The organism is Tardiphaga sp. 768_D3_N2_1 (assembly GCF_052076105.1).
In the GTDB taxonomy this organism is placed as follows: Bacteria; Pseudomonadota; Alphaproteobacteria; order Rhizobiales; family Xanthobacteraceae; genus Tardiphaga.
On record NZ_CP197245.1, the window covers coordinates 1,482,826 to 1,501,901 of the forward strand.

Below are 19,076 nucleotides of genomic sequence, written 5' to 3' on the forward strand. Positions count from 1 at the left end.
AATGGTCTTCACGGATATCTTCATCAAGCGCCCGGTACTGGCGCTGGTCGTCAGCCTGCTGATCCTGCTGATCGGCTTCAAGGCCGCAACCAGTCTGCCGATCCGTCAGTATCCGAAACTGTCGAACACCGTGATCACCGTCACCACGGTATATCCCGGCGCGTCGCCGGATCTGATGCAGGGCTTTATCACCACGCCGATCGAGCAGGCCGTCGCAGCTGCTGAAGGCATCGACTACATGACGTCGGCGTCGACGCAGGGCCAGAGCCTGATCTCGGTCTATATCAAGCTCAACGTCGATCCCAATGCCGCGCTCACCGAAGTGCTGTCGAAGGTCAATTCGGTCAAATATCTGATCCCGCGCGAAGCGAATGACCCGGTCATTCTGAAGTCCACGGGTTCGACGACGGCCGTTATGTATCTCGGCTTTTCCAGCGAGGAACTGTCCGGCTCGGCGATCTCCGACTACCTGACGCGCGCGGTGCAGCCGATCCTGTCGACGGTGGACGGCGTGGCATCGGCCGAAATCCTCGGCGGTCAGACCTTCGCCATGCGCCTGTGGCTCGATCCGCTCCGCATGCAGGGCCGCGGTGTATCTCCGGACGATGTCTCGGCGGCGATCCGCGCCAACAACTTCCAGGCCGCAGCCGGTCAGACCAAGGGCTATTACATCGTCTCCAATGTGACGGCGAATACCGACCTGCAGAACGTCGAGCAATTCAAGCGCATGACGGTGAAAGCCAAGGACGGCGGCTTCGTCCGTATGGAGGATATCGCCACCATCGAACTTGCGGCGCAGAGTACCGACGCGAGCGTGGCGTTTAGTGGTGAGCGCGCGATCTTCATCGGCGTGCAGGCGACGCCGCTCGGCAATCCGCTCAACATCGTCAAGGGCGTGCGCGCGCTGTTCCCCGAACTCGAGCGTAACCTGCCGCCATCGCTGAAGATGAAGGTCGCTTACGACTCCACCAAGTTCATCACGTCGTCGATCGAGGAAGTCGAGCACACGCTGATCGAAGCCGTCGGCATCGTGATCGTGGTGATCTTCCTGTTCCTGGCCTCGTTCCGCTCGGTCATCATCCCGGTGGTGACGATTCCGCTGTCGCTGGTTGGCGTCTGCAGTCTCATGCTCATCATGGGCTTCAGCATCAACCTGCTGACCCTGCTGGCAATGGTGCTCGCCATCGGCCTCGTGGTCGACGACGCCATCGTGGTGGTGGAGAACATCCACCGCCATCTGGAAGAGGGCAAATCGCCGGTGCAGGCGTCGCTGGAAGGCGCGCGCGAGATCGTTGGCCCGGTCATCTCCATGACCATCACGCTGGCGGCGGTGTATGCGCCGATCGGCTTCATCGGCGGTCTGACCGGTGCGCTGTTCCGCGAATTCGCCTTCACGCTTGCGGGCTCGGTGATCGTGTCCGGCGTTATCGCGCTGACACTGTCGCCGATGATGTGCTCGGTGCTGTTGAAGCAGGAAGAGCCGGGCTGGTTCGCCAAGAAGGTGGACAGAGTGTTCGGCGCCACCACGCGCTGGTATGGCCGGCAGCTCGACCGCTCGCTGGACTATCGCCCCATCACGGCCATGTTTGCCGTCGTCATCCTGGGCCTCGTCGGCTTCATGTATGTGAATACGTCGAAGGAACTGGCGCCCGAGGAAGATCAGGGCATTCTGTTCGCTGTGACCAAGGCGCCGAAATACGCCAATATCGACTACGCGGATTTCTATGGCGATCGCATGGACGAGGTGTTCAAGAAGTTCCCGGAAACCGATCTGCGCTTCATCATCAACGGCACCAACGGTCCGAGCAACGGTATCGCCGGCATGCTGTTGAAGCCGTGGGACGAACGCAAGCGTTCGTCCACGCAGCTGAAGCCGCTGGTGCAGGCCGAACTCAGCAAGATCGAAGGTGTCAACGCCTTCGCATTCAACCTTCCGGCGCTGCCGGGCGGTCCCGGCGGTCTGCCGATCCAGATGGTGATCAGCTCGACCAACGGTTTCCAGTCGGTCTATGAGGAGATGGTCAAGTTGAAGGACACCGCGCGCAAGAGCGGCCTGTTCATCGTCAGCGACAGCGATCTCGATTTCAATCAGCCGGTGGTGCGCGTTTCCATCGATCGCTCCAAGGCCAACGACCTCGGCATTACGATGTCGAGCATCGGCAACACGCTGGCAACGCTGCTCGGCGGTAACTACACCAACCGCTTCAATCTAGAGGGGCGCTCCTATCAGGTGATCCCGCAGGTGCCGCGCGGCATGCGCATTTCGCAGGATTCGCTGGCGAACTACTACGTGCCGACGACGACGGGCCAGCAGGTGCCGTTGTCGACGTTGGTGAAGGTGGAAACCGGCACCAACCCGAATGCGCTGTCGCACTACAACCAGCTGAATTCGGCGACCTTCCAGGCGGTGCCGATGCCCGGCGTGACGGTGGGGCAGGCGGTCGACTTCCTCGAAGGCGCGGCCAAGCAACTGCCCTCGGGATTTAACCACGATTATCTCGCGGATTCCCGGCAGTATGTGCAGGAAGGCAATCAGCTGGCAGTGGCGTTCGGCTTCGCGCTGATCATCATCTTCCTGGTGCTGGCAGCACAGTTCGAAAGTCTGCGCGATCCGCTTGTGATCATGATTACTGTGCCGATGGCGATCCTGGGCGCGTTGATCCCGCTGTTCTTCGGCGTGGCGACGATCAACATCTACACCCAGGTCGGCTTGCTGACACTGGTCGGTCTGATTTCGAAGCACGGCATCCTGATGGTGGAGTTCGCCAACGAACTGCAGCTCAAGGAAGGTCTCGATCGTCGCTCGGCCATCGAGATGGCCGCCCGCGTGCGTCTGCGTCCGATCCTGATGACCACGGCGGCGATGGTCACCGGCTTGCTGCCGTTGCTCACCGCGGCGGGTGCTGGTGCTGCGAGCCGCTTCTCGATCGGCCTCGTGGTCGTCTCGGGCATGATGATCGGCACGCTGTTCACGCTGTTCGTGCTGCCCGCGGTCTATGTGGCCATCGCCACCGATCACCGCGCCGGCAAGGAAACGGAACGTGCCAAGCAGATCGCGGATTTCGATCTGGAGCATACGCGGACGGCCTAATTGCACGGACGCGGCCTTGCGAAGCTGAGCTTGCGGGGCCACAAGGTTTGAGGTTGGATGGCGGATCGTTTCATGCGATCCGCCATTATCTTTTGGCGGCCCGCTTGCTCCCCACAAGATTGGCGCCCACAGGACCCACCCCATGACGCGTGATTTTCCGGCCGGCAATTATCGCTATATTCCCGCAGTGTTTCAGTATTCCAGCGGCGTTGCCGCCAATGCGGATTTCGAGATCGAGCGCGTTCGTTTCGATAGATGGCTGCCATTGGCCGACGGGTTTGCGCGCATTGCCGATTACATTCTCGCGGCCGATCGCCCGCTGACATCGTTCTGCGCCTGCGAACTGCGCTCGCCCGCAGTGGTTGACGAAGCCGGTTTCCGGAAGTTCAACGAGCATTACGTCAAGACGCTCGCCGAGTGGGGCATCTTCGACGGCACCAACAATCCCGTCGCACGCAGCAATGTCTGCCTCGAGATCGATCCGCCGAGCGAACCGTCATTTTACGCCTTCTCGTTCACGCGGCCGTCGCTCGGTGCCAAGCCGACTTTCGTGATTGCGGGTGGCGCTGAAGCGCGCGGTGGACCTGGAACATATCCGGAGCGCATCACGCGCTATCGCGAGACCTCGCCGGATGCATTCCGGGAGAAAACGCGGATGACCATGAGCAATATGGAAGAGCGTCTGGGCGAATTCGGATTCTCGTGGAAGGACACGACTGCGACGCAGATCTACACGGTGCAGGATTTCCATCCCGTGGTGGCCGATGAACTGGTCAGGCGCGGTGCCTCACGGCAAGGCATGACCTGGCATTTCGCGCGGCCGCCGGTTGTCGATCTCGAATTCGAGATGGATACGCGGCGTGTGATGCGTGAATTCGTGATCTGACCGTCAGGCAGCGCGCGCTGCCTCACTCGGATACTGGGTGACCATGCGCAGGTCATCGACGACATGCATGTATTCGCGGGCCTTGGCGTCCTCATCCAATACCGGCGTGAAAATTGGGGTCGCGATCCCGATTGACTCATCCTCACCTCTTGGCGTTATATAGAACATAACATGAACAAGCTGCCCGGCAGCAGGTTCATTCAAAACCTTTGTCGGCAGTGATTTTGAGGAGCGGCGCATGACCGGCGTACGCACGGACATGCTTGCGCGTCTGCGCGGCAGCATCGAACGGATCGAGGCGCATGCGGATATCGCTTGCCTCGATCGCGTGGCGCTTGGTCATGCTGAGGCCGACGCCACGCTGCAAGGTGGGCTCGTGCGCGGTACGCTGCACGAAGTGTTCGCCCTGGAGACGCGGCAGGTCGGCGCGGCAACGGGTTTCGTTGCCGGCATTGCCCAGCGCCTGACAAAGGGAAAGCCGCTGCTCTGGGTGCGACAGGATTTTGTCGCACGCGAAGCAGGCGCACTGGCGATGACGGGCCTGGCCGAACTCGGTCTCGATCCGCGCCGCATCGTGCTGGTGCAGGCGGCGGATGCCGAGATGGCGCTGCGTGTCGGCGCAGATGGCCTGGCCTGCGATGCGCTCGGCGCCGTGGTGCTCGATCTGTGGGGCGAGGTGCGCCAGTTCGATCTTGTCGCCAGCCGCAAATATACGCTCGCCGCACAAACCTCCGGCGTGAGCTGCGTGATGCTGCGCACCTCGGCGCTGCCGGCAGTAAGCACCGCCGAGACGCGCTGGGTGGTGCAGGCCGCGCGTTCGCCGCCAACGGCACCATGGGAGGCCTGGGGAGCGCCCATCCTCGACACGCAACTAGTTCGCAACCGCCACGGCCAGACCGGCCGATGGATCATGGAATGGAAATGTGATGAGTGCCTTTTCCGTGAAGCCAAATCTGGTGCAGGCAACAGGTCTGTTGCAGACAAGGCGTATTCTCAGCCTGTGGCTGCCGCGCCTGCCGACCGACCGCATCAAGCGCCAGCGCGCCCGAAGCGGCGCGTTGCACGAAGTGCATGACGACAAACCTGTCATCGTCGTCACCAAGGAGAGCAATGCCTGGCAGATCACGGCGCTGAACGATGCTGCCGCGAAGCTCGGCCTCGAGATAGGCCTGCCGCTCGCCAATGCCCGCGCCGTCTGTCCCGATATCGATGTCTGCGATGCCGATCCCGTCGCCGATGCCGAACTGCTGAACGCCATCGCCGACTGGTGCGATCGCTTTACGCCGCTGGTTGCGCTCGATCCGCCGCATGGCTTGTTTCTCGATATCACCGGCTGCGCACATCTCTTTGGCGGCGAGGCGGCATTGATGAAGCAGCTCTGCGCAACGCTCGATCGGCAAGATTTTGTCGTCAGCGCGGCGATCGCCGGCACGTCGGTCTGTGCCCGTACATTGAGCCGCTACAAGCATGGCCGCATCGTCGTGGCAGGCGACGAAGCCAAGGCCGTCATGCCGCTGCCGCTTTATGCGCTCGGTGCGGATGATGCGATCATACGCGGATTGCGGCGTGCAGGTCTGAAAATCATCGGCGATGTCGCAGGCCGTGCGTGCCATGAAATCACCGCGCGGTTTGGCGCGGGTTTCACGGCATTGCTGGAGCAAGCGCTGGGACAGGCCGATGCGCCGATCTCACCGCGAAAGCCGCTGCCGGATTACATTGTCGAGAAACGGTTTCCCGAGCCGGTGGCGACCGATGCCGTCATTGCCGCGACGCTGAATGTGCTGGCCCGCATGCTGATCGCGGCGATGGACAAGCAAGGCAAAGGTGCCCGCCACCTGGAAGCATCCTTCTTCCGCACCGACGGCGTCGTGCGCGTGATCGCCGCGCAGACCGGGCAGGCGGTGAACCGGAGCGAGGTCATCGATCGCTTGTTCCGCGAGCGCCTGGATGCCATCGCCGATCCGCTAGATCCCGGTTTCGGGTTCGACATGATCCGGCTGTCGGCAAGCCACACCGAGATCGTGGTGCAGCAGCAGAGCGATCTGGACGCGCATGCGCAGGACAATGACGAGGTGATCGGTCTGGTGGATCGTCTCTCGGCGCGGATCGGCCCGCGCCGTGTGCTCGTGCATCTGCCTGTCGATACGCATATTCCGGAGCGCGAAGCGAACCCGATGCCGGCACAACGGAACCTGATCGAAGCCTCTCTGGCGCCGTGGCCGCTACGCATCGCCGACGAACCGCCGCTGCGACCGCTACGCCTGTTCGAGCGGCCCGAGCCGATCGAGGTGGCGCTCGCTGAATTTCCCGACAAGCCGCCGCATTCCTTCATATGGCGACGGACAAACCACATCGTGCGCCGGGCCGAAGGCCCGGAGCGCATCGCCATGGAATGGTGGTGTTCGCAGGAGGCTAGACCAACGCGCGATTATTTCCGCGTCGAGGACGATATTGGGCAGCGGCTCTGGATCTTTCGCGATGGGTTATACAACGAATTCACCGACGACGAAGGAATGCCGGTGCCGCCAAAATGGTTCGTGCACGGGCTGTTCGCATGAGCGGGCACGCAGTCAAACCGTCGGCGCCGGCCTATGCCGAGATCGGCATCACCACCAATTTTTCGTTTCTGCACGGCGGCTCGCATCCGCAAAGCTATGTGCATCAGGCGAGCGAGATTGGCCTGCCCATTATCGGCATTTCTGATCACAACACGCTGGCCGGCGTGGTGCGCGCCTATAGTGAATTGGGAAACAAAAAAGTCTTACATCCTCCGCGTCTGCTGATTGGTGCGCGTCTCGTCTTCATGGATGGCACGCCCGACATTATCATCTATCCCCGGGATCGCGACGCCTATGGGCGGCTGTGTCAGTTGCTCAGCCGTGGAAAGCTCGAGGCGGATAAAGGCGACTGCCATCTCACGCTTGCCGATCTCATCACTTTTGTAGAGGGGCAACTCTGCATTGTTTCCCTGCCGCATCGTTTCGATGAGGTCACGGCGCTCAAAACGCTTGATCGTTTGATCAACGCATGTCCTGGCAATGTGTGGCTCGCCGCTAGTTTCCTGCATCGCGGCGACGACAAGCGGCGCCTTGCGCGACTCGAACGTATTGCAGGAACGGTCCGTGTGCCGCTGCTGGCGACTAATGATGTCTTGTATCACCATGACGGCCAACGGCCGTTGCAGGATGTTCTGACCTGCATCCGCGAGAAGACGACCATCGACAAGATCGGCCGCAAGCTCGAGGTGAATGCCGAACGGCATTTGAAGCCGGCTGCAGATATGATCCGGCTGTTTCGCGATTATCCCGGTGCGATCCGTGAAACCATCCGTTTCGCCGATCGCATCACATTTTCTCTTGATCAGCTTCAATATCAATATCCAGATGAGCCTGTGCCGCCCGGCAAAACGGCGCAGCAGCATCTCGAAGACATGACTTGGGAAGGAATGAAACGGCATTTTCCTAAGACGGAAGATCCGAAGTTGATTGCCACTCTGAATAAGGAGCTCGCGCTCATCGCCGAGCTTGGTTACGCGCATTACTTCCTGACGGTACACGATATCGTCCGCTACGCGCGCAGTCAGAACATTCTGTGTCAGGGTAGGGGCTCGGCGGCCAATTCAGCGGTTTGCTATATGCTCGATATCACCTCGGTGAACCCCGCCGAGGTCGAGCTTCTATTCGAGCGCTTCATCTCCAAGGAACGCCTGGAGCCGCCGGATATCGACGTCGATTTCGAACACGTCCGGCGCGAGGAGGTGATGCAATATGTCTATCGGCGTTATGGTCGCCACCGCGCTGCGATCATCGCTACCGTCATTCACTACCGGCCGCGTTCGGCGATCCGCGATGTCGGCAAGGTGCTGGGGTTGACCGAGGACGTCACCTCGGCATTGGCCGACACCGTCTGGGGCAGTTGGGGCAAGGGCCTCAACGAGATGCAGGTGCGGCAGGCGGGGCTTGATCCATCCAATCCGATGATCATGCGCGCGGTCGAGCTTGCCACCGAGCTGATCGAATTTCCGCGCCATCTGTCACAGCATGTCGGCGGCTATGTACTGACGCAGGACCGGCTCGACACCTATGTGCCGATCGGCAATGCGGCGATGGACGACCGTACCTTCATCGAATGGGACAAGGACGACGTCGACACGATGAAGATGATGAAGGTCGATGTGCTCGCTTTGGGCATGCTGACCTGCATCCGCCGGTGCTTCGAATTGATCTTTCACCATAAGGGGAGGCGTTACGAACTTAAGGACATCAAGGCTGAAGACAAGGATGCCAAGCCAGTTTTTGAGATGCTCCAGCGCGGTGAATCCCTCGGCGTGTTCCAGGTCGAAAGCCGCGCCCAGATGAATATGCTGCCGCGGCTGAAGCCGAAAACGTTCTACGACCTCGTCATCGAAGTCGCCATTGTCCGACCTGGGCCGATCCAGGGCAACATGGTGCACCCCTATCTGAAACGCCGGGCGATGAACCCCGACGAGATCGAGTATCCGTATCCGAAAGGCGGCAACAAGAACGAACTCAAAAAAGTCCTACACAAAACTCTGGGCGTTCCGCTGTTCCAGGAGCAGGCCATGCGCATCGCCATTGAGGCGGCGCACTTTACTCCGGAGGAGGCTAACGGGTTGCGGCGTGCCATGGCGACGTTTCGTAATGTCGGCACCATGCATACATTCGAAGAGAAGATGGTCGGCAAGATGATCGACCGTGGTTACGACAAGGCCTTCGCCGTGAGTTGTTTCGACCAGATCAAGGGCTTTGGCAGCTACGGTTTCCCCGAGAGCCATGCGGCGAGTTTTGCGCAATTGGTCTATGTCTCGTCATGGCTGAAACATTATCATCCAGATGTGTTCTGTTGCGGGCTACTGAATTCGCAGCCTATGGGATTTTACGCGCCGTCGCAGATCGTGCGCGATGCACGTGAAAATGGCGTCGAGGTGCGTGAGATCGACGTATCCTTCAGTCATGCACACAATACGCTCGAAGAGCGATCCGGGAGATATTGCGCGCTTCGCCTTGGTTTTCGCCAGATCGACGGTTTCAAATATGTCGATGCCGATGAGGACAGGCTGAGACTGAGCCATGAGAAGCCGCGGCCGCGGCCGGACGATTGGGGCGAACGCATCGTTGCTGCGCGAGAACGACGCCCCTTCACCTCGCTGGAAGATTTCGCACGCGATACGGCTTTGCCGAAGCGCGCGCTGATCATGCTGGCCGATGCCGATGCGTTTCGATCGATCGGGCTCGATCGCCGTGCGGCATTATGGGCGGTGAGGCGACTGCCCGATGATGTGCCGTTGCCGTTGTTCGAAGTTGCGACCGCGCGCGAGCAGCCGGACGAGAATGCGAAGCCTCTGCCTGAGATGCCGTTGCCCGAACAGGTAGTTGCCGATTATCAAACCATCAGGCTGTCGCTGAAAGGCCATCCGATGGAGTTTCTGCGGGCGAATTTCACGCGCGAGAAAGTGGTGACCTGCGCGAGCGTCTCAGATGCCAATGACAAACGGCGGGTGCGCTGTGCCGGCGTCGTACTGGTGCGGCAGAGGCCGGGTAGCTCCAAGGGCGTTGTCTTCATGACGCTGGAGGACGAGACCGGTATCGCCAATATCGTCGTCTGGCCGAAGGTGATGGAGCAGTTTCGCAGGGAGGTCATGGGTTCCAGGCTCATTCTGGTCGAGGGGACGATCCAGAGCAGCCCGGACAAGGTCGTGCATCTGGTTGCCGAACGGCTCGTTGATCGTTCGGACGATCTGAAACATCTTGCCAATGATGCGCTCGGGCCGCCGCGACAAATGCTGTCGGGTCCCGAGCCGGTCAATGACGATCGCCGCGAGTATCCCGACAATCCGGCGCAGCGCATTCGCCATCCGCGCAATGTCCGGATCCTGCCGCGCTCGCGGGATTTCCACTAGGCGTCGTTCAGAAACCATTCAGCCGCTATTACCTATTCAGGTGCTGCACCGACTGGCGGTCCGCCGGGTGGCCGGTGCAGGAAAGTAATAGTGGCATAGGCGCCGATCCATGAACCGACGGCGGCAAAACCCACATACATCCAGTTTTCGGTATAGCTGATGACGGCATAGGACGAGAGTACATACCAGACGCTGCTCCAGGTGGCCGCAGGTATGCGCCGACGGGCCACCACCGCAGAGGTGAACATCACATAGACCGCGTCGGTGGCAGCCGTGGCCAGCACCACGGCACCGGCTGTCAATGGATCGATGGTGGCCATGGTCTCTCCTCCATGCTTGTACAAGACGGTGCGATCACGGATGTGGTCACCTGGAAGCGTGAGCTGAATTGGTGGCGTGGGAAAGGGGGGCGTTAATGTACGGTATTCGTGAAGTGCTCGCCGACCTCTGGAGGCAGGCTGGCGGTGACATTGCGGCGCTCCAGCGTGTCACGCTGACCGGCAATGAGCCGCAATTACCGTCATCATTCCATGTCGGTGCGGCCGCTCAGGTTAGTATCGCTGCGGCCGGAATGGCGGCTGCCGAAATCTGGCGGCTACGCAGCGGACAGACGCAGACTGTCTCTGTCGACATGCGCCACGCGATCGTCGAATGCCGCAGCGAGCGTTATCTGCGCTGCGACGGTAATCCGCCGCCGCCCGCCTGGGACGCGATCGCCGGCGTCTACAAGACGGGCGATGACAAATTCGTCCGGCTCCATACCAATTTCCCGCATCATCGCGACGCTGCCTGCCAGGTGCTGTCATGCGCACCGGAGCGTGAAGCGGTGCAGGCGGCTTTGATGCAGTGGAACGGCGAAGCCTTCGAGACCGCAGCCTATGCGGCTGGCGGCGTCGTCGCGCTGATGCGATCCCGCGACGAATGGATGGCGCTGCCGCAGGCCAAAGCCGTTGTTGAACTGCCGCTCGTCGAGATCACCCGGATTGGCGATGCCGAACCGAAGCAGTGGCCGATCGGCGCCCGGCCGCTTGCCGGTCTGCGCGTGCTCGATCTGTCGCGCGTCATTGCCGGCCCTGTCGCAGGTCGCACCCTCGCGGCCCATGGTGCCGATGTCATGCTGGTCTCCAGTCCCGATCTGCCGGCGATCCCGTGGCTCACCATCGATACCGGTCGCGGCAAGCTCTCGAGCTTCGTGGATCTCCAGAGCGAGCAGGGGCGTGACACGTTACGGGGGCTGCTTGCGCAGGCGGACATCTTCTCGCAGGGCTATCGTCCGCAATCGCTCGCAGGGCTCGGCTTCTCGCCGGAGGAGGCGGCCCGCGTCAGTCCCGGCATCGTCTATGTCTCGCTCTCTGCCTATGGCCGTTCCGGGCCATGGGCCGGACGCCGCGGCTTCGACTCCCTCGTCCAATGCGCGACCGGCTTCAATCATGCCGAAGGGCAGGCGGCCGGCGTCGACGGACCCAGGGAATTGCCGGCGCAGATGCTCGATCACGCCACCGGCTACTTAATGGCGTTCGGCGCCATGATCGCACGTGCACGTCAGGCGCGTGAAGGTGGGGGCTGGCACGTGCAGGTCTCTCTTGCCCGCACCGGCCAATGGCTGTGGGATATGGGAAGGATCGCGGAAGGTCTCGCGGTCGAAGATCTGAAGGGTGAGGTGGTCAAAGTCTTTACAGAGGATATGCCGTCCGGATTCGGCCAGTTGTCGGCGGTCCGTCATGCAGGCGTGTTATCGCGAACCCCGGCGGGGTGGACGCGTCCGGCCATGCCCCTCGGCAGCCATCCAGCGGTATGGCCGTCCGGCAGTTGAAAACCCATTCGCAGGATTTCAAAGTTTTAACGAAGATTCGTAAGCGCACATGCGTTTTTAGATTGTCTGAACGCCCAGATGCGCACTATTAGCGCGTGAATGGGACAAATCGCCGCGGAATAAGTGCGTTTCCTACCAAGGACCTGGCAGTGACGAATTTAGATCAACGATCTCAATTGTTTAGCGGAAAGCGTCTGATCGCGGGCGGTTGCATTGCTGCTATGCTGATCGCCGCAGGCATCGGCTATACGCGGCTGTCGACTCCCTCGAAGGGACATTCCGACGTCTCTAGCCAGTCCCGGAAGAACCCGCAGCGCTACACGACCTCCCCATCGGAATGGGCCAGCCTGACCATCGAGCCGGTCACCGTGCGTGCCTTCCGCGCCGAGCATGTCACCGAGGGCAAGATCGCCGTCGATGAAGATCGCTCGACACCAATATTCTCTCCTTATGCTGGTCGCGTCACCAAGCTGCTCGCCAAACCAGGCGACCACGTCGAGAAGGGCCAGCCGCTGTTCGTCATTGAAGCGGCCGATACTGTTGGCGCGCAGAATGACTTCGTTGCCGCCGTCACGGCGCTCAATAAGGCGAAATCGCAGCTCGACCTCGCGCAGATTCAGGACAAGCGCGCCAAGGATCTGTTCGAAGGCAAGGCCGTACCGCTTAAGGACTATCAGCAGAGCCAGGCAACGCTGTTGCAGACGTTGAACGATCAGCGCACGGCCGAAACGGCATTGGAAGCGGCGCGCAATCGTCTGCGCATCCTCGGCCTCTCGGAAGAAGCGATCACGGCCTTCCAGGAGAAGGGCCGCATCAATCCTGAGACCACCATCTATGCGCCGCTTGCGGGCACAGTGGTTCAGCGCAAGATCGGTCCCGGCCAGTATATCAGCGCCGGTGCGGCGGACCCTGTGTTCGTGATCGGCGACCTGTCCTCGGTCTGGCTCACTGCATTTGTGCGCGAGACGGAAGCCGCCGCCGTGCAGATCGGCCAGGAGATGAGCTTTACCGTGCTGGCATTACCTGGCCGCGTGCTCACAGGCCGTATCAACTATGTCGCAACCGCGCTCGATCCTGCAACACGCCGCTTGCTTGTCCGCGCCACGCTCGACAACAGCAATGGTCTGCTGAAGCCGGAAATGTTCGCCACCGTGACCATCTATGCGCCCGGCGACCAGCCGACGATCGGCGTGCCGAAAACGGCGCTGATCTATGAAGGCGATCAGGTCCGCGTCTGGGTCGCGCATGACGACAAGACCATCGAGCTGCGCACGATCAAGACCGGCATGACCAATGGTAATCTCGTCGAGGTCCATGGCAACCTGAAAGCCGGCGAACGTATCGTCACCAAGGGCAGCTTGTTTATCGATCGCGCGGCCTCCGCCAGCTAACCCCCAGCTTCGGCTCTTCTGAAAGGTCCGATCTGGATGGATCGTCTTGTTGCCTTGGCCGTCGACCGTCGCTACCTGATGGTAGCGATGTTCGTCGCCGTATTCGTCGGCGGTTTGTTTGCCTTCAATCAGCTGAACATCGAAGCCTATCCCGATCCGACCCCGCCGATGGTCGATATCGTGACTCAGAGCAACGGTCTCTCTGCCGAGGAAATCGAGCGCTACATCACGATTCCGATCGAAGCGCAGGTCGCCGGCATCAAGAACCTCAAGACGATCCGTACCATCTCGCTCTACGGTCTCTCGGACGTCAAACTGCAGTTTTCGTTCGACTACACCTATGACGAAGCATTGCAGCAGGTGCTGAACCGGTTGTCGCAGCTCGGGACCTTGCCGGGCAATGCCCAGCCGACGATATCGCCGATCTCCGCGGTGGGTGAAATCTTCCGTTATCGTCTGGTGGGACCACCGAACTACAGCGTGCTTGATCTCAAGACCCTGCAAGATTGGATCATGCAGCGCCGCTTCCGTGCAGTGCCAGGGGTCATCGACGTCATTGGTTGGGGCGGCAAGACCAAAACCTATGAGATCCAGGTCGACTTCAACAAGCTCGTCGCCTATGGCTTGACGCTGCCACAACTGCTGACCGCCGTCGGGAATGCCAATATCAATGTCGGCGGCAACACCGTGAATATCGGCCCGCAATCGGCCGTGGTGCGCGGCGTCGGCCTCATTCGGTCGATCGACGACCTTTCCAATACGATGATCTCCCAGACCAACGGCAATCCGGTTCTGGTTAAGGACGTCGCCACTGTGTCGGTTGGCGAGAAGCCGCGTCTTGGCATTGCTGGTCTGAATCAGGACGACGACATCGTCCAGGGCATTGTGCTGATGCGCCGCGGCGAGAAGAGTTCGCCGACCATCGCGCGCGTCGAACAATTGGTGCAGCAGATCAATCGCGGAGGCATTCTGCCGCCCGGCGTGCGGATCGAACGGATCTATGACCGCAAGGACCTGATCGACACCACCACGCATACGGTGCTGCACAACATGGTCGTCGGCATCCTGCTGATCGTGCTGCTGCAGTGGATGTTCCTCGGTAACCTGCGCAGTGCGCTGATCGTCGGCGCCACTATTCCGTTCGCCTTGTTTTTTGCTGTCATCATTCTGGTGCTACGCGGCGAATCCGCCAACCTGCTATCGGTGGGCGCCATCGATTTCGGCCTGATCGTCGATGGTACGGTCATCATGGTCGAGGCCATTTTCAGACGGCTGACCCAGACCACAGTGCTTTCCGAAGCGGAGCGTAGCCACATCTCGCCCGAGACCATCATGGGCATGAAGAAGCATGGCATCCTCAGCGCATCCGCTGACGTGTCGCGCTCGATTTTCTTTGCCGCCGCGATCATCATCGCCGCGTTCCTGCCGCTGTTCACGCTGTCCGGTGTTGAAGGCAATATCTTTGGACCGATGGCGCGGACCTATGCTTATGCGCTGGCCGGTGGCCTGATCGCGACATTCACCGTCACGCCCGCGCTGAGCGCGATCATTCTGCCCGCACATGTCGAGGAAACTGAAACCTGGATCATGCGCCAGCTTCACCGCCTCTATATGCCGGTGCTGAATTGGGCGGTCGCCAGCCGGAAATTGGTACTGGGCATTGCGATCGGTCTTGTCGTCGTGACTTTCTTCATGGCGCGTTTCCTCGGCCTCGAATTCCTGCCGAAGCTGGAAGAGGGAAATCTCTGGATCCGCGCCACGCTGCCGCCGACGATCTCGCTGCAGGAAGGCAATACTTACGTCAACGAGATGCGCAGGCTCATCCGCCAGCAGCCCGAGGTGGAATCCGTCGTCTCGCAGCACGGCCGTCCCGATGATGGTACCGATGCGGCTGGCCTGTTCAACGCGGAATTCTTCGCGCCCCTGAAGCCGTCGTCCGAATGGCCGGCGCCGCAGGACAAGGATGCGTTGACGGCGCGTTTGCTCAAGGAATTGCAGACGAAATTCCCCGGCGTTGAATTCAACTTCTCGCAATACCTGCAGGACAACGTCTCCGAAGCGGTGTCCGGCGTGAAGGGTGAGAATTCGATCAAGCTCTATGGCAATGATCTGGAGGCACTCACCAAGACGGCTAATGAGATCAAGACCGTGCTGTCGACGGTGCAGGGCGTGACGGATCTCGCCGTGTTCACATCGCTGGGGCAGCCAACAATCCAGATCGACGTCGACCGCGCCAAGGCCGCGCGCTACGGATTGTCGCCGGGCGATATCAACGCCACCATCAAGGTGGCCATCGGCGGCGACTCTGCAGGCGATCTCTATGAGCCCGGTAGCGATCGGCATTTCCCGATCATGGTGAGGTTAGCGCCGGAATATCGCCGTAGCGCTGAGGCGATCCAGAATTTGCGCATCGGCGCACCGGGTCCAAACGGCACGATCGCGCAGATCCCGCTAAGTGAAGTGGCGTCGATCAATCTCGTCTCGGGTGCGGCCTATATCTATCGCGAGAACCAGGAGCGTTATCTGCCGATCAAGTTCTCGGTACGCGAACGCGATCTCGGCAGCGCCATTCAAGAAGCGCAGGACAAGGTCGCCGCGCTCGTTCAGCTGCCGCCGGGCTCGCGGACCGAATGGGTCGGTGAGTTCGGCAATCTTCAGGACGCTATCGCGCGGCTTTCCATTGTGGTGCCGATCAGCCTCGCTCTGATCGGCGTGCTGCTTTGGTTCAACTTTGGCTCGATGGCCGATACACTGCTGGCCATGAGCGTGATCCCGATGGCGATCTTTGGCGGCGTGCTCGGTCTGCTGATCACGGGTATTCCGTTCAGCGTATCGGCGGCAATCGGCTTCATCGCGCTGTTCGGCATTGCGGTCATGGACGGCATCCTGATCCTGTCGCAATACAATCAGCTGATCGACGAGGGCTATGAGCGCATCAAGGCTGTGATCCGGACCGGTGAGTTGCAACTGCGGCCGGTGCTCATGACCTGCATCGTAGCGGGCGTCGGCCTGCTGCCGGCGGCGCTGTCGGAGGGAATCGGGTCTCAGGTCCAGAAACCGCTCGCGGTCGTGGTGGTCACTGGCATGATGCTGGCGCCACTGGTGATCCTGATCACCCTGCCGGTGCTGATCTCCTTCTTCTCCCGCCGGGCGCGCTAAACAGTTTGTAACCGGAGCGGCTTGGGCTGCCCCTGAGGCAGCCCAATGGTCCATACCCGAAAAACCCGGCTCGATATGGATCGAAACTGGCACTTGCCCGTTGACCGGTTCCCCGCCGGGCTATTCCAGCCCCGTGCGTATTTCGGTTGGTGCTTTTGGACGCTGTATTTGCTGATCTTTTTCAAAACGTGCAGCCGTGCCATGCTGGTGGCCGTGGTTTCGAGCGCCGTATCTTTTCAGAGACCTTTTGATGCTCACCAAGACCGACCCCGTCGACTTGACCAATTGCGACCGCGAGCCGATCCACATTCCCGGCAGCATCCAGCCTTATGGCTGTCTGCTCGCCTGCGACGGCTCCGTCGGGATGGTCCGGCGCCATTCGGTCAATGCGGGCCCGATGCTGGGGATCGGTACCGGAGACATCAACGGCCGCAAGCTGGACGCTCTGATTGGTGAGGGTCCGGCCCACGACATTCGCAATGCCATCGCCAAATGGGGGAACCAGCAGCGCCCGGGATTGCTGATCGATTTCAAGGTCGCGCATTCGCAGACCACGTTCAACGTCGCTGTGCATCGGCACAAGGGCGTCAATATCATCGAATTCGAGCCGGCTGACGCCAGCGATGCAACGCCACCTCTGGAGTTGTCGCGCTTGCTGATCGGCCGCATCGGCCAATGCAACGATCTCGACGTGCTGTTCGACAATGCGGCGCGGCTGCTGCGCGGCGCACTCGGCTACGACCGGGTGATGGTCTATCAATTCGCTCATGACGGCTCCGGCCGCGTGATCAGCGAGGCGCGCCGCGGCGATCTCGAGAGCTTTCTAGGACAGCACTTTCCGGCCGGCGATATCCCGCAGCAGGCGAGGGTGCTTTACGTCCAGAACACGGTGCGTATCGTCTCTGATGCGAGCGGCGAGCGCGTGGCCATTGAGCCGGAATTCGACACATCCGGTGAACCGCTCGATCTGTCCTTTGCACATCTGCGCAGTGTTTCGCCGATCCACTGCGAGTATCTGCGCAATATGGGCGTCGGTGCGTCCATGTCGATTTCCATCATTCATGATGGCGTGCTGTGGGGTCTGATTGCCTGTCATCACTACGCACCGCGCGCACTATCCATGGAGAAGCGTGTTGCTGCAGAGATGTTTGGCGAGTTCTTTTCCATGCAACTGGCCGGGCTTCTTCAAAAACGCAAGCTGGCCGCTAGCGAAAGCGCGCGGCGCTATCTCGACCAGCTGTTGCACAATGTTTCGCATCACGGCGATGTCGGAGACCTACTCAAGGAAAGCATTCGCGATTTTAGCGTGCTGATGCCGTGTGACGGCGTTGGCCTTTACCTCAACAAGACCTGGACGTCTCATGGTAATGCGCCGCCGGCTGCGGCAGTGCCGGTGCTGATGGGCTTCATCAATTCGGTGGCCGAGGGCAAGGTGTGGGCGACGAGCGCATTGTCAGATCGATTACCGGCTGCTGAAGACTATGCCGCTGCCGTCTCCGGCGTGCTGGCCGTGCCCTTGTCGCAGTTACCACGCGACTATCTTCTGTTCTTTCGCAGCGAAGTTACGCAAACCCTGAATTGGGCAGGCGATCCCAACAAGACATATGAAATCGGTCCATTGGGTGATCGGCTGACGCCGCGCAAGAGCTTTGCGATCTGGAAGGAGACCGTGCAGCGCCAGTCCCAGCCATGGCTGCAAAACGAGCGCGACACCGCCGAGGCTGTGCGCTCGGCTTTGGTGGAAGTGGTGCTTCGCCACAACGAATTACTGGCGGATGAGCGGCATAAAGCTGACCTGCGCCAGAAAATGCTGAATGAAGAGCTCAATCATCGCGTCAAGAATATCCTTGCGTTGATCAAATCGCTGGTCTCGCACCCGGTCGAGGATGGTCGCAGCATCGAGGATTATGCCGCTTCCCTGAAGGGGCGTATTCAGGCCTTGTCGCTTGCGCATGATCAGGTCATCCGGGGGGCCGGCGGCGGTGCGTTGAAGGGCTTGCTCGATGCCGAATTTTCGCCGTATCGCGAGACGGTGAAAGCGATCGAGATGACCGGCCCCGATGTTCTGCTCGACGCCCGAGCCTATTCGGTACTCGCACTCGTGCTGCACGAACTGGCCACCAATGCCGCCAAATATGGGGCGCTTTCCGTAAGCACGGGGCGGCTGTCGCTCCGGTGGAAACGGACGGATATCGGTGACTGCGAGCTTCACTGGCTGGAGCGCGATGGTCCGATTGTTGCGCCACCATCGCGGCCAGGCTTTGGATCGATGCTGATCAGCCGCAGCATTCCCTATGATCTCGGCGGCGAAAGTGACGTCGATTATGAGCCGGCCGGCACGCGCGTACGTCTGCTCATCCCGGCGCGCTTCGTTGTCTGGCCTGCACCGATAGCGGCGCGCAACGTGCGCGCCCGACGCGAGGACGACAAGCCGATGGCGTCGATGCGCGGCTTGAAGGTGTTGATGGTCGAGGACCAGCTTCTTATTGCCATGGACGTCGAGACCATGTTGACCCACGAGGGCGCGGCATCGGTCGAGACGGCGTCTTCGGCCAACGAGGCGCTAAACGCGCTCACGATCGTGAGGCCCGATGTGGCCATCCTCGACGTCAATCTCGGCAATGGCAGTTCGGTGCCGGTGGCCCAGGCATTGCGCGAAAGGGGCATCCCCTTCGTATTCGCCACAGGCTATGGCGAAACCAGCCTGATCCCGGCGTTGATGGATGACGTGCCGATTGTACGCAAACCCTATGACCTCGCATCGCTGGTCGCCGCGATAACCACGGCGATGGCGAAGAAGAGCTCAGCCGGATAAT

11 protein-coding genes are annotated in these 19,076 nt (G+C 60.7%); 9 read left to right on the forward strand and 2 right to left on the reverse strand.

The features are described 5' to 3' along the window. Position 1: 1 nt before the first annotated feature. Entirely contained in the window at positions 2–3,091 is a 3,090-nt protein-coding gene (locus tag AB8A27_RS06685; protein ID WP_441241238.1) for a MexW/MexI family multidrug efflux RND transporter permease subunit, read from the forward strand. A 142-nt stretch (positions 3,092–3,233) separates the two neighbouring features. Next, positions 3,234–3,977 (forward strand): 2-amino-5-chloromuconate deaminase CnbZ, encoded by a 744-nt coding sequence (gene cnbZ / locus AB8A27_RS06690; RefSeq protein ID WP_441241239.1) that lies wholly within the window; start codon positions 3,234–3,236, stop codon positions 3,975–3,977. Between the two features lie 3 nt (positions 3,978–3,980). Here the strand turns inward: cnbZ and AB8A27_RS06695 are convergent, their stop codons facing one another. Further along, complete coding sequence (locus AB8A27_RS06695; protein WP_441241240.1) at positions 3,981–4,238, reverse strand: hypothetical protein; 258 nt, start codon at positions 4,236–4,238, stop codon at positions 3,981–3,983. Here AB8A27_RS06695 and AB8A27_RS06700 point away from each other — a divergent pair. From AB8A27_RS06700 to AB8A27_RS06710, 3 genes are read left to right on the forward strand one after another with little or no spacing between them, the layout of a single operon-like run. Then, the gene (locus AB8A27_RS06700; RefSeq protein ID WP_441241241.1) at positions 4,216–5,052 is read left to right on the forward strand and encodes an ImuA family protein; all 837 of its coding nucleotides are present in this window, start codon (positions 4,216–4,218) and stop codon (positions 5,050–5,052) included. The two genes, AB8A27_RS06695 and AB8A27_RS06700, sit on opposite strands and share 23 nt — an antisense overlap. Then, positions 4,952–6,535: a Y-family DNA polymerase gene (locus tag AB8A27_RS06705; protein WP_441244845.1), complete on the forward strand. Its 1,584-nt coding sequence runs from the start codon at positions 4,952–4,954 to the stop codon at positions 6,533–6,535. Before AB8A27_RS06700 ends, AB8A27_RS06705 begins: the two co-directional genes overlap by 101 nt. Beyond that, positions 6,532–9,897, forward strand: coding sequence for an error-prone DNA polymerase (locus tag AB8A27_RS06710; RefSeq protein WP_441241242.1), 3,366 nt, complete (start codon positions 6,532–6,534; stop codon positions 9,895–9,897). The genes AB8A27_RS06705 and AB8A27_RS06710 overlap by 4 nt, the downstream gene beginning before the upstream one ends. Positions 9,898–9,929: 32 nt before the next feature. On the opposite strand, the gene AB8A27_RS06715 is transcribed toward AB8A27_RS06710, so the two are convergent. Continuing rightward, positions 9,930–10,217, reverse strand: a complete 288-nt coding sequence (locus AB8A27_RS06715) for a hypothetical protein (protein ID WP_441241243.1) — start codon at positions 10,215–10,217, stop codon at positions 9,930–9,932. Between the two features lie 95 nt (positions 10,218–10,312). Here AB8A27_RS06715 and AB8A27_RS06720 point away from each other — a divergent pair, with 95 nt between their 5' ends. The 4 genes from AB8A27_RS06720 to AB8A27_RS06735 all read left to right on the forward strand — a co-directional run bounded on the left by AB8A27_RS06720 (position 10,313) and on the right by AB8A27_RS06735 (position 19,075). After that, positions 10,313–11,710 carry a CoA transferase gene (locus AB8A27_RS06720; RefSeq protein WP_441241244.1) on the forward strand — a complete coding sequence of 466 codons (1,398 nt, stop codon included), beginning with the start codon at positions 10,313–10,315 and terminating at the stop codon, positions 11,708–11,710. 221 nt (positions 11,711–11,931) lie between these two features. After that, positions 11,932–13,101, forward strand: a complete 1,170-nt coding sequence (locus AB8A27_RS06725) for an efflux RND transporter periplasmic adaptor subunit (protein ID WP_441241245.1) — start codon at positions 11,932–11,934, stop codon at positions 13,099–13,101. A gap of 36 nt (positions 13,102–13,137) precedes the next feature. Beyond that, positions 13,138–16,260 (forward strand): efflux RND transporter permease subunit, encoded by a 3,123-nt coding sequence (locus tag AB8A27_RS06730; protein ID WP_441241246.1) that lies wholly within the window; start codon positions 13,138–13,140, stop codon positions 16,258–16,260. Positions 16,261–16,510: 250 nt separating this feature from the next. Next, positions 16,511–19,075, forward strand: a complete 2,565-nt coding sequence (locus tag AB8A27_RS06735) for an HWE histidine kinase domain-containing protein (protein ID WP_441241247.1) — start codon at positions 16,511–16,513, stop codon at positions 19,073–19,075. Position 19,076: the final 1 nt, after the last annotated feature.

Coding starts and splice junctions, on each gene's coding strand:
- AB8A27_RS06715 (WP_441241243.1), bottom strand. CDS start 10,217: ATGGCCACCATCGATCCATTGACAGCCGGTGCCGTGGTGCTGGCCACG.
- cnbZ (WP_441241239.1), top strand. CDS start 3,234: ATGACGCGTGATTTTCCGGCCGGCAATTATCGCTATATTCCCGCAGTG.
- AB8A27_RS06725 (WP_441241245.1), top strand. CDS start 11,932: ATGCTGATCGCCGCAGGCATCGGCTATACGCGGCTGTCGACTCCCTCG.
- AB8A27_RS06730 (WP_441241246.1), top strand. CDS start 13,138: ATGGATCGTCTTGTTGCCTTGGCCGTCGACCGTCGCTACCTGATGGTA.
- AB8A27_RS06710 (WP_441241242.1), top strand. CDS start 6,532: ATGAGCGGGCACGCAGTCAAACCGTCGGCGCCGGCCTATGCCGAGATC.
- AB8A27_RS06695 (WP_441241240.1), bottom strand. CDS start 4,238: ATGTCCGTGCGTACGCCGGTCATGCGCCGCTCCTCAAAATCACTGCCG.
- AB8A27_RS06685 (WP_441241238.1), top strand. CDS start 2: ATGGTCTTCACGGATATCTTCATCAAGCGCCCGGTACTGGCGCTGGTC.
- AB8A27_RS06700 (WP_441241241.1), top strand. CDS start 4,216: ATGACCGGCGTACGCACGGACATGCTTGCGCGTCTGCGCGGCAGCATC.
- AB8A27_RS06720 (WP_441241244.1), top strand. CDS start 10,313: ATGTACGGTATTCGTGAAGTGCTCGCCGACCTCTGGAGGCAGGCTGGC.
- AB8A27_RS06735 (WP_441241247.1), top strand. CDS start 16,511: ATGCTCACCAAGACCGACCCCGTCGACTTGACCAATTGCGACCGCGAG.